At 73.9% G+C, this 8,443-nt stretch carries 7 protein-coding genes and 2 pseudogenes; 7 read left to right on the top strand and 2 right to left on the bottom strand.

Annotated elements, in window-relative coordinates:
- The first annotated feature begins 342 nt into the window (after window positions 1-342).
- Entirely contained in the window at window positions 343-1,092 is a 750-nt protein-coding gene (locus IH13_RS0125280) for a tetratricopeptide repeat protein (RefSeq protein ID WP_031088159.1), read from the top strand.
- A gap of 99 nt (window positions 1,093-1,191) precedes the next feature.
- Here IH13_RS0125280 and IH13_RS41200 read toward each other — a convergent pair.
- Window positions 1,192-2,457 (bottom strand): annotated as a pseudogene (locus IH13_RS41200) (DUF1015 family protein); the annotation flags it as partial.
- 66 nt (window positions 2,458-2,523) lie between these two features.
- Between IH13_RS41200 and IH13_RS0125270 the strand changes: the two are divergent.
- Window positions 2,524-3,552: an HAD hydrolase-like protein gene (locus IH13_RS0125270; RefSeq protein WP_031088155.1), complete on the top strand. Its 1,029-nt coding sequence runs from the start codon at window positions 2,524-2,526 to the stop codon at window positions 3,550-3,552.
- Window positions 3,553-3,696 (top strand): annotated as a pseudogene (locus IH13_RS44915) (ABC transporter ATP-binding protein); the annotation flags it as partial. It abuts the gene before it with no gap.
- Between the two features lie 18 nt (window positions 3,697-3,714).
- On the opposite strand, the gene IH13_RS0125265 reads toward IH13_RS44915, so the two are convergent.
- Complete coding sequence (locus tag IH13_RS0125265) at window positions 3,715-4,062, bottom strand: SCP2 sterol-binding domain-containing protein (protein WP_031088153.1); 348 nt, start codon at window positions 4,060-4,062, stop codon at window positions 3,715-3,717.
- 42 nt (window positions 4,063-4,104) lie between these two features.
- Between IH13_RS0125265 and IH13_RS0125260 the strand changes: the two genes are divergently transcribed.
- From IH13_RS0125260 to recN, 4 genes are all read left to right on the top strand, one after another.
- A complete protein-coding gene (locus IH13_RS0125260; RefSeq protein ID WP_031088151.1) occupies window positions 4,105-4,428 on the top strand; it encodes a hypothetical protein in 324 nt (107 codons plus the stop codon).
- 7 nt (window positions 4,429-4,435) lie between these two features.
- Window positions 4,436-5,251: a TlyA family RNA methyltransferase gene (locus tag IH13_RS0125255; protein WP_031088149.1), complete on the top strand. Its 816-nt coding sequence runs from the start codon at window positions 4,436-4,438 to the stop codon at window positions 5,249-5,251.
- 41 nt (window positions 5,252-5,292) lie between these two features.
- Window positions 5,293-6,216: an NAD kinase gene (locus IH13_RS0125250; protein ID WP_031088146.1), complete on the top strand. Its 924-nt coding sequence runs from the start codon at window positions 5,293-5,295 to the stop codon at window positions 6,214-6,216.
- A gap of 74 nt (window positions 6,217-6,290) precedes the next feature.
- Window positions 6,291-8,039, top strand: coding sequence for a DNA repair protein RecN (gene recN / locus IH13_RS0125245; protein ID WP_031088145.1), 1,749 nt, complete (start codon window positions 6,291-6,293; stop codon window positions 8,037-8,039).
- Window positions 8,040-8,443 lie beyond the last annotated feature (404 nt).

The following is an 8,443-nucleotide window of genomic DNA, read 5'->3' as shown; positions in this document are numbered from 1 at the left end:
CGCGACGACGACCGACCCGGTGGCTTCCGCCGCGACGACAACCGCCGTGACGACAGTCGTCGCGACGACCGGAGCCGTGACCGGGACCGTGGTCCGCGCAGGGACAACGACCGTGGCCCCGACCGTGGCGGTTACCGGGGCCGTGACGACCGTGGCGGTTACCAGGGCCGGGACGACCGTGGCGGCTACCGGGGCCGGGACGACCGCGGTGGCTACCGGGGCCGGGACGACCGTGGTGGGTACCAGGGGCGGGACGAGCGCGACCGCGAGCCGATCAAGCGCCTCCCCATCCCCGACGAGGTCACCGGCGACGAGATCGACAAGGACGTGCGGCAGGAGCTGATGAGCCTGCCGAAGACCCTGGCCGAGGACGTCGCGCGCAACCTCGTCATGGTCGCCCGGATGCTCGACGAGGACCCCGAGCAGGCCTACGCCTACTCGCGCATCGCTCTGCGTCTCGCCTCGCGCGTCGCCGCGGTGCGTGAGGCCGCCGGCTTCGCCGCCTATGCCACACAGCGGTACGCCGAGGCGCTGGCGGAGTTCCGGGCCTCGCGCCGGATGACCGGTTCCGTGGAACTGTGGCCCGTCATGGCCGACTGTGAGCGTGGTCTGGGACGGCCCGAGCGCGCCATGGCCATGGCCGGTGAGCCCGAGGTGCAGAAGCTGGACAAGGCCGGACAGGTGGAGATGCGCCTCGTCGCGGCCGGGGCCCGCCGGGACATGGGACAGCTCGACGCCGCCATCGTCACCCTCCAGAGCCCCGAACTCGCCTCCAGCGCGGTCCACTCGTGGACGTCGCGCCTGCGGTACGCCTATGCGGACGCGCTCCTGGAGGCCGGGCGCGAGGACGAGGCCCGCGAGTGGTTCGGGAAGGCCCTGGAGGCCGACAAGGACGGCTCGACCGATGCTTCGGACCGGCTCGCCGAACTCGACGGGGTCGAGTTCGTCGACGCACTGGGCGAGGACGACGAGGACGACGCCCGGGCCGACGCCGAGCACGGCTCCGCGAAGGACACCGCCACCGCGACCGGTGACGACAGCGTCACCGCCGACACCGACGCCGACGACGCGGACGGGCCCACCAAGGCCTGAGCGCCGACGCGCGCGGCAACGACAGCGAGGCGCGCGGAACAGCAGGACGACCGAGCGAGGGCGGTACCCGTACACCACGTACGGGTACCGCCCTCGTCCTGTCTCCAGGACCAGGCCGGTCGCCGGCTTCGGCCCGAACGACGTCGACTTACGGGGCATGGTGACGCCCTTCCTGGCCAGGTCCCGTACGACGTCCTCGCCCACCGGATGCATCAGGACCGCCGTGGCACCGTTGCGCTCGGCCTGCTCGACGGCCGCCTCGGTGTCGTGGATGTAGGCGATGTGCTCCGGGGCGTCGGGAACCCCCCACACCCCGTCCAGAAGCGTGGAGTGCAGCACCGTGGCGTCCAGCTCGCGCCATGCGGCCGGCCGGTCCGTACGTACGGTGCGGGACAGCAAGCGCTCGTCCAGCCGATCGACGAGATGGAAGCCGCCGTCGCCCGCGAGCAGGAAGGCGTTGCCCTCGGCAGCCGCCTCGGCGAGCGCGTCGAGCGCCCGGGGGAGCGGCCCCTCGACGTCCCGGACCCGGGCGTGCCCGTCGAGGGCCGTCAGCGCGTCCGCGACCGCAAGGCGGCGCAGCAGACGGTGGATGGCGCGTACACGCAGCGGGTAGCGGGCCGTGTCCACGAGCAGCACCAGCCCGAAGTCCCAGGGACCGGGGCCCGAGTGCTCCCCCTGAAGCCGCAGATAGGTGGCCCAGCGGTGGTGGCCGTCGGCGATCAGGGCCTGGCGGTCCGCGAGGCCCGCCTCGACACGCGCCCGCTCCGTGGGGTCGGAGACGGCCCAGAGCCGGTGGGCGACCCCGTCCTCGGTCGTCGTGGTCAGGAGCGGGGCCTGTTCCACCGTCCGCTCGATGACCGCCGTCGCACCGGTCGTACGGCCGTCCCCGGCGTAGCTGAGGAGCAGCGGTTCGAGATGCGCCCCGGTCGTACGCATCAGGTCGGCGCGGTCCGCGACGACGTCCGCCATCACGTCCTCGTGCGGCAGCACGATCCCGTCGGACGCGGGGGACAGGGCCAGCGCCCCGATCACCCCGCGCTGCAGGACGTCGCCGGACCGCTGCTCGTAGACGTAGAGCACCGGTTCCGGGTCCTCGGCCAGGACACCGTCGGCCAGCCAGCGCTTCAGGGTGGAGGCGGCCTGCTGATGGCGTTCCGTGGCGCTCCCCGCCTGCGGAAGGATCAGGCGCACGATGTTGTGCGGGTCCAGCGACTCCAGGTGGTGCAGACCGTCGGGCCGTACGACGACGTCGTAGGGCGGTGACGTCACCGCGGCCAGACTGCCGACCCGTTCGGAAACGTACCGCAGGCCGCGGAAAGGGATCAGCCGCAGCCCCTGCTCGATGGCGCGCCCTGATGTGTTCATCCGGGCATCGTATGTGCGCTTCCGCGATGCGCGATGATCGGGGGAGAAGATGGAAAGAGGAGCGCGATGAGTCAGCAGTACAGGTCCCGTCCGAGTGGAAGCGCCACGGCGCTGAGCGAGGCGTACGACACGGCCCTGCTCGATCTCGACGGGGTGGTGTACGCGGGCGGGCACGCCATCGTGCACGCCGTCGAGTCGCTGGGCACCGCACGGGACGGGGGGATGCGGCTGGCGTATGTGACGAACAACGCCCTGCGGACACCGGACGCGGTGGCCGGCCACCTGACGGAACTGGGGGTGCCCGCCGAGCCCACCGACGTCATCACCTCGGCGCAGGCGGTGGCCCGGCTGATGGCCGATCAGCTGCCGTCCGGTTCACGGGTGCTGGTCGTCGGCGGTGAGGGACTGCGGGTCGCGCTCCGGGAGCGGGGCCTGGTGCCCGTGGAGTCGGCGGACGACGAGCCGGTCGCCGTGGCCCAGGGCTTCGGCGGGCCCGACCTGCCGTGGGGCCGGTTCGCGGAGGCCGCGTACGCGATCGCGGGCGGGGCCGCGTGGTTCGCCTCCAACACCGACCTGACCATCCCCTCGGCCCGGGGCATCGCGCCGGGCAACGGCGCGGCCGTGGAGGTCGTACGCATCGCCACGGGCGCCGAACCGCAGGTCGCGGGCAAGCCGCTGCCGCCGATGCACCGCGAGACCGTGCTGCGGACCGGGGCCGAGCGGCCGCTGGTCGTCGGGGACCGGCTGGACACGGACATCGAAGGCGCGTTCAACGGAGGCGTGGACTCGCTGCTGGTACTCACCGGGGTGACCGACGCCGCGCAGCTGCTCGCGGCCGGGCCGCACCACCGGCCGACCTACGTGGACAGGGACCTGCGCGGACTGCTCACCGGCCAGCCCGAGGTGACGGCGGACGGCGACGGGGCCCGGTGCGGCGGCTGGACGGCCACCGTGGGCGGCGCCGCCCTCACGCTCGACGGCGACGGTGACCCGGTGGACGGGCTGCGGGCCCTGTGCGGGGCGGCCTGGACGTACGCCGGCGGCGGCGTGTGCGGGCTGGACACGGAGCAGGCGGTGGGCCGGCTCGGGTTGTAGGGGCTTCGGGGGGAGGTCGTCACCGCCGGCCTGGTCGGGGAGGTCTCCGGCCTGCGCTGCCAGGTCGTCGGCGGCCCGGAGACCGGCACGCCCCTCGCGGAACCCGCCGCCCGCAGGAAGCGCGTGGTGGTCCCGTCCGCCTGACCCGGGCCGGGCGCGGCCTCAGAGCAGCGACTTCAGCTTCAGCAGATCGCGGAACCCCGCCTCCAGCCCGACCCGCCCCGACCCCCAGGCCTTCGTGAAGTTCAGCTCGCCGTTCACCATGGCCACCAGGTCGTCCCCGGTCATCGCGAGCCGGATCTGGGCCTTCTCCCGGGGCAGCCCCTCGAAGGCGTCCAGCACCTGGATCCGGCCGTTCGCCAGCCGTCCGGTGAACGTCACGTCGAGGTCCCGGATGTGGCAGCTCAGCGAACGGTCGAGCGCAGCGGCACCGCGTACGTCGCCGTCGGCCCCCGCGAGGTTGTCGGAAAGTGTGTCGAGTGCGCTGCGGCACTCCGCCATGGTCGCCATCGTGACCGACGGTACACCGGCCCTTCGCGGTAGCGTTCCCGCATGAGCCACTGGATGCCGGAGCCGGGTACGACGCCCGAGGCCACCCCCGACACCGAGGCGCCCGGTGCCCCCGCCCCGGCGGCCGGGACGGGTGCCGCGGCGCCCTCCCACGCCCCCGCCCCGCCCGCCCCGCTCGGTGTCCCGCGCACCCCCACCGGGCACCCCGGTGTGGATGCCCGGCTGGAGCGGCTGGGCGACGCGGACCACCTCGCGGCGGACGGACACACCGAGGTGTACGAGGATGTACACCGTGGGCTGCGCGACGAGCTGACCGCTCTGGACGCCAGGCCCGCACCGACGCCCGCGCACGACAACAGGAGCTGAACCGAACGTGGCAGGAGTGGCACGCCGCCGCCTCGACGCCGAGCTGGTACGCCGCAAGCTCGCCCGCTCACGCGAGCACGCGAGCCAGCTGATCGCGGCGGGGCGGGTGACCGTCGGCGGCAACACCGCGACCAAGCCCGCCACCCAGGTCGAGACCAGCGCGGCGCTCGTCGTCGTCAAGGACGACAGCGACCCCGAGTACGTCTCGCGCGGCGGGCACAAGCTCGCGGGCGCGCTGGCCGCCTTCACGCCCCTCGGGCTGGAGGTCCGGGGGCGGCGGGCGCTGGACGCCGGGGCGTCGACCGGAGGCTTCACCGATGTGCTGCTGCGGGCCGGGGCCGGTCACGTCGTCGCCGTCGACGTGGGCTACGGGCAGCTCGCCTGGTCGCTGCAGTCCGACGCACGCGTCACCGTCAAGGACCGCACCAACGTACGCGAGCTGACGCCGGACCAGATCGACGGGGAACCGGTGGACCTGGTGGTCGGCGACCTGTCGTTCATCCCGCTCGGCCTCGTGCTGCCCGCCCTGGCCCGCTGCACGGCCCCCGGCGCCGACCTCGTCCTCATGGTCAAGCCGCAGTTCGAGGTCGGCAAGGAACGCCTCGGCAGCGGCGGCGTGGTGCGCAGCCCGGAACTGCGGGCCGAGGCGGTACGGGAGGTGGCACGCCGGGCCTGGCAGCTGGGCCTGGGCGTGCGGGGGGTGACCGCGAGCCCGCTGCCGGGGCCGTCGGGAAACGTCGAGTACTTTCTGTGGTTGCGGGCCGGTGCACCTGAACTGGACCCCGCGGATGTCGATCGCGCAGTGGCGGAGGGGCCTCGTTGACGACACAAGCGGCACAAGACGGTACGGAACCGAGCACATCGATGCGCGCGGACCCGGCGCGGGAGGGCGGGGCGGGCCGGACCGTCTTCCTGCTCGCCCACACCGGCCGCCCGGCGGCGATCCGCAGCGCCGAACTCGTCGTCCAGGGGCTGCTCCGCAACGGCCTGGGTGTCCGGGTGCTGGCCGTGGAGGCCCAGGACCTGCCGCTTCCGCCGTCCGTGACGACGGTCACGGACGCCACGCCCGCGGCGGTCGAAGGGTGCGAACTGCTGATCGTTCTCGGCGGTGACGGGACCCTGCTGCGCGGCGCCGAGATCTCCCGGGCCTCCGGCGTACCGATGCTCGGCGTCAACCTGGGCCGCGTCGGCTTCCTCGCCGAGGCCGAGCGCGACGACCTGGACAAGGTCGTCGACCGGGTCGTCACCCGCGCCTACCGGGTCGAGGAGCGCATGACGATCGACGTGCTGGTGCACAGCAACGGCGACGTCGTGCACAGCGACTGGGCGCTCAACGAGGCCGCCGTGCAGAAGGTCTCCCCCGAGCGGATGCTGGAGGTCGTCCTGGAGATCGACGGCCGGCCGGTGACGGGCTTCGGCTGCGACGGGATCGTCTGCGCCACCCCCACCGGCTCGACCGCGTACGCCTTCTCGGCCGGCGGGCCCGTCGTCTGGCCCGAGGTCGAGGCCCTGCTGATGGTGCCCATCAGCGCCCACGCGCTCTTCGCCAAACCACTGGTGACCTCGCCCACGTCCGTCCTGGCCGTGGAGGTCCAGCCGCACACCCCGCACGGCGTCCTGTGGTGCGACGGGCGCAGGACCGTCGAACTCCCGGCCGGGGCCAGGGTCGAGGTGCGCCGCGGCGCGGTGCCCGTACGGCTCGCACGGCTGCACCAGGCCTCCTTCACCGACCGGCTGGTCGCCAAGTTCGCGCTCCCCGTACAGGGCTGGCGGGGCGCTCCGCACTGAGCGTCAACACCGTGTGAGGACACCGTGCCGCCCGGCAGGCCGTTAGCGCGGCGGGGTCCGGACCTCGTAAGGTCATCTCCGTGTTGGAGGAGATGCGGATACGGTCGCTCGGAGTCATCGACGACGCGGTGGTGGAGCTGTCACCCGGTTTCACCGCGGTGACGGGCGAGACCGGCGCGGGCAAGACGATGGTCGTGACCAGCCTGGGGCTGCTGCTCGGCGGACGCGCCGACCCCGCCCTCGTGCGGGTCGGCGCCAAGGCCGCGGTCGTCGAGGGCCGGATCACGGTGGACCGGGGCGACGCGGCGGCGCTGCGCGCCGAGGAGGCCGGCGGGGAGATCGAGGACGGGACGCTCATCGTCAGCCGCACCGTCTCGGCGGAAGGCCGCTCCCGCGCCCATCTCGGGGGCAGATCCGTACCCGTCGGGGTCCTGACCGAACTCGCCGACGAACTCGTCGCCGTGCACGGCCAGACCGACCAGCAGGGGCTGCTCAAGCCCGCCCGGCAGCGGCAGGCCCTCGACCGGTACGCGGGCGACGGCGTCAGTGTGCCGCTCGCGGCGTACACGGCCGCCTACCGGCGGCTGCGCGCCGTCGTCACGGAGCTGGACGAGCTGACGGTCCGGGCCAGGGAGCGTGCCCAGGAGGCGGACCTCCTGCGCTTCGGGCTCGACGAGGTCGCGGCCGTCGAACCGCGCCCCGGGGAGGACGCCGAACTCGCCGCCGAGGCGGAGCGCCTCGGCCACGCGGAAGCCCTCGCCTCCGCGGCTGCCCTCGCGCACGCGGCGCTCGCGGGTGATCCGGAGGACCCCGAGGGCGTGGACGCCACCACGATCGTCGCGGCGGCCGGACAGGCGCTGGACGCCGTACGCGCCCACGACCCCTCGCTGGCCGCGCTGGCCGACCGCACCGGCGAGATCTCGATCCTGCTCGCCGACGTGGCCGGGGAGCTCGCCGGATACGCCGACCAGCTCGACGCCGACCCGCTGCGGCTGGCCGCCGTCGAGGAGCGCCGCGCCGCGCTCACCGCCCTCACCCGTAAGTACGGCGAGGACGTCACCGCCGTCCTCGCCTGGAGCCAGGAGAGCGCCGCCCGGCTCACCGAGCTGGAGGGGGACGACGACCGCATCGGGGAACTCACGGCGGAACGCGACGCGCTGCGTGCCGAGCTCTCCGGGCTCGGGCAGGCGCTGACCGACGCCCGCACGGAGGCGGCGGCCCGGTTCGCCGGGGCGGTCACCGAGGAGCTGGCCTCGCTCGCCATGCCGCACGCCCGGGTCTCCTTCGCCGTCCGGCAGACCGAGGCCGCGGACGAGGCGTCCGGCATCGACGTCGGCGGTCGCAGCGTCGTCTACGGGCCCGCCGGGGCCGACGAGGTCGAACTCCTGCTGGCCCCGCACCCCGGTGCCCAGCCGCGGCCGATCGCCAAGGGCGCGTCGGGCGGTGAGCTGTCCCGGGTGATGCTCGCCGTCGAGGTGGTCTTCGCGGGGTCCGACCCCGTGCCGACGTACCTCTTCGACGAGGTCGACGCGGGGGTCGGCGGCAAGGCGGCCGTCGAGGTCGGCCGGCGGCTGGCCAAGCTGGCCCGGTCCGCGCAGGTCGTGGTGGTCACCCACCTGCCGCAGGTGGCGGCCTTCGCCGACCGCCAGCTGCTGGTCGAGAAGACGGTGGACGGTTCGGTGACCCGCAGCGGCGTCAAGGTCCTCGAAGGCGAGGACCGGGTCCGGGAGCTGTCCCGGATGCTGGCCGGTCAGGAGGACTCGGAGACGGCCCGGGCGCACGCGGAGGAGCTGCTGGCGTCCGCGCGCGCGGACACCCCCTGAGCCTGTCCCCGGACCACACCGGGCCCACCGCCCGGGTGCGCACCTCACGGTGAGGAGGGCACCCGGACGGCGGGCGTCAACTTTCGGCCGCTGGGCTCACTCGGACGAGTGGGGTGATCCGTCTTCTCGTCGTGTTGCTCACGGGAACAACGTTTCGCCAGACCCGGAACGTGCGTACGGGCTGGCATCCTTGGCGCTGTACATTCCGCCGACTCGGGAGCCCCGGGGAGCCATTCGACGTGTCACAGCTGCGTACGGTCCAAGTGCTGGGTGGCGGCGCCGGAAGCAGCGCTCGTGTCACCTCGCTCGCCACGGGACTGGTGGCACGAGGGGTGCAGGTCACCGTCTGCGCCCCGGCCGACGGCGAGCGTGACCGCTGTCTCTTATACACATCTCTGAGCGGG

The organism is Streptomyces sp. NRRL WC-3549 (assembly GCF_000721935.1).
In the GTDB taxonomy this organism is placed as follows: domain Bacteria; phylum Actinomycetota; class Actinomycetes; order Streptomycetales; family Streptomycetaceae; genus Streptomyces.
The sequence above is the reverse complement of the archived record's forward strand: the minus strand, read 5'-3'. Positions and strand labels throughout refer to the sequence as shown.

Excerpts from the sequence above, each read along its gene's own strand:
- IH13_RS0125280 (WP_031088159.1), top strand. The coding sequence starts at position 343 with ATGAGCCTGCCGAAGACCCTGGCCGAGGACGTCGCGCGCAACCTCGTC.
- IH13_RS0125270 (WP_031088155.1), top strand. The coding sequence starts at position 2,524 with ATGAGTCAGCAGTACAGGTCCCGTCCGAGTGGAAGCGCCACGGCGCTG.
- IH13_RS0125265 (WP_031088153.1), bottom strand. The coding sequence starts at position 4,062 with ATGGCGACCATGGCGGAGTGCCGCAGCGCACTCGACACACTTTCCGAC.
- IH13_RS0125260 (WP_031088151.1), top strand. The coding sequence starts at position 4,105 with ATGAGCCACTGGATGCCGGAGCCGGGTACGACGCCCGAGGCCACCCCC.
- IH13_RS0125250 (WP_031088146.1), top strand. The coding sequence starts at position 5,293 with ATGCGCGCGGACCCGGCGCGGGAGGGCGGGGCGGGCCGGACCGTCTTC.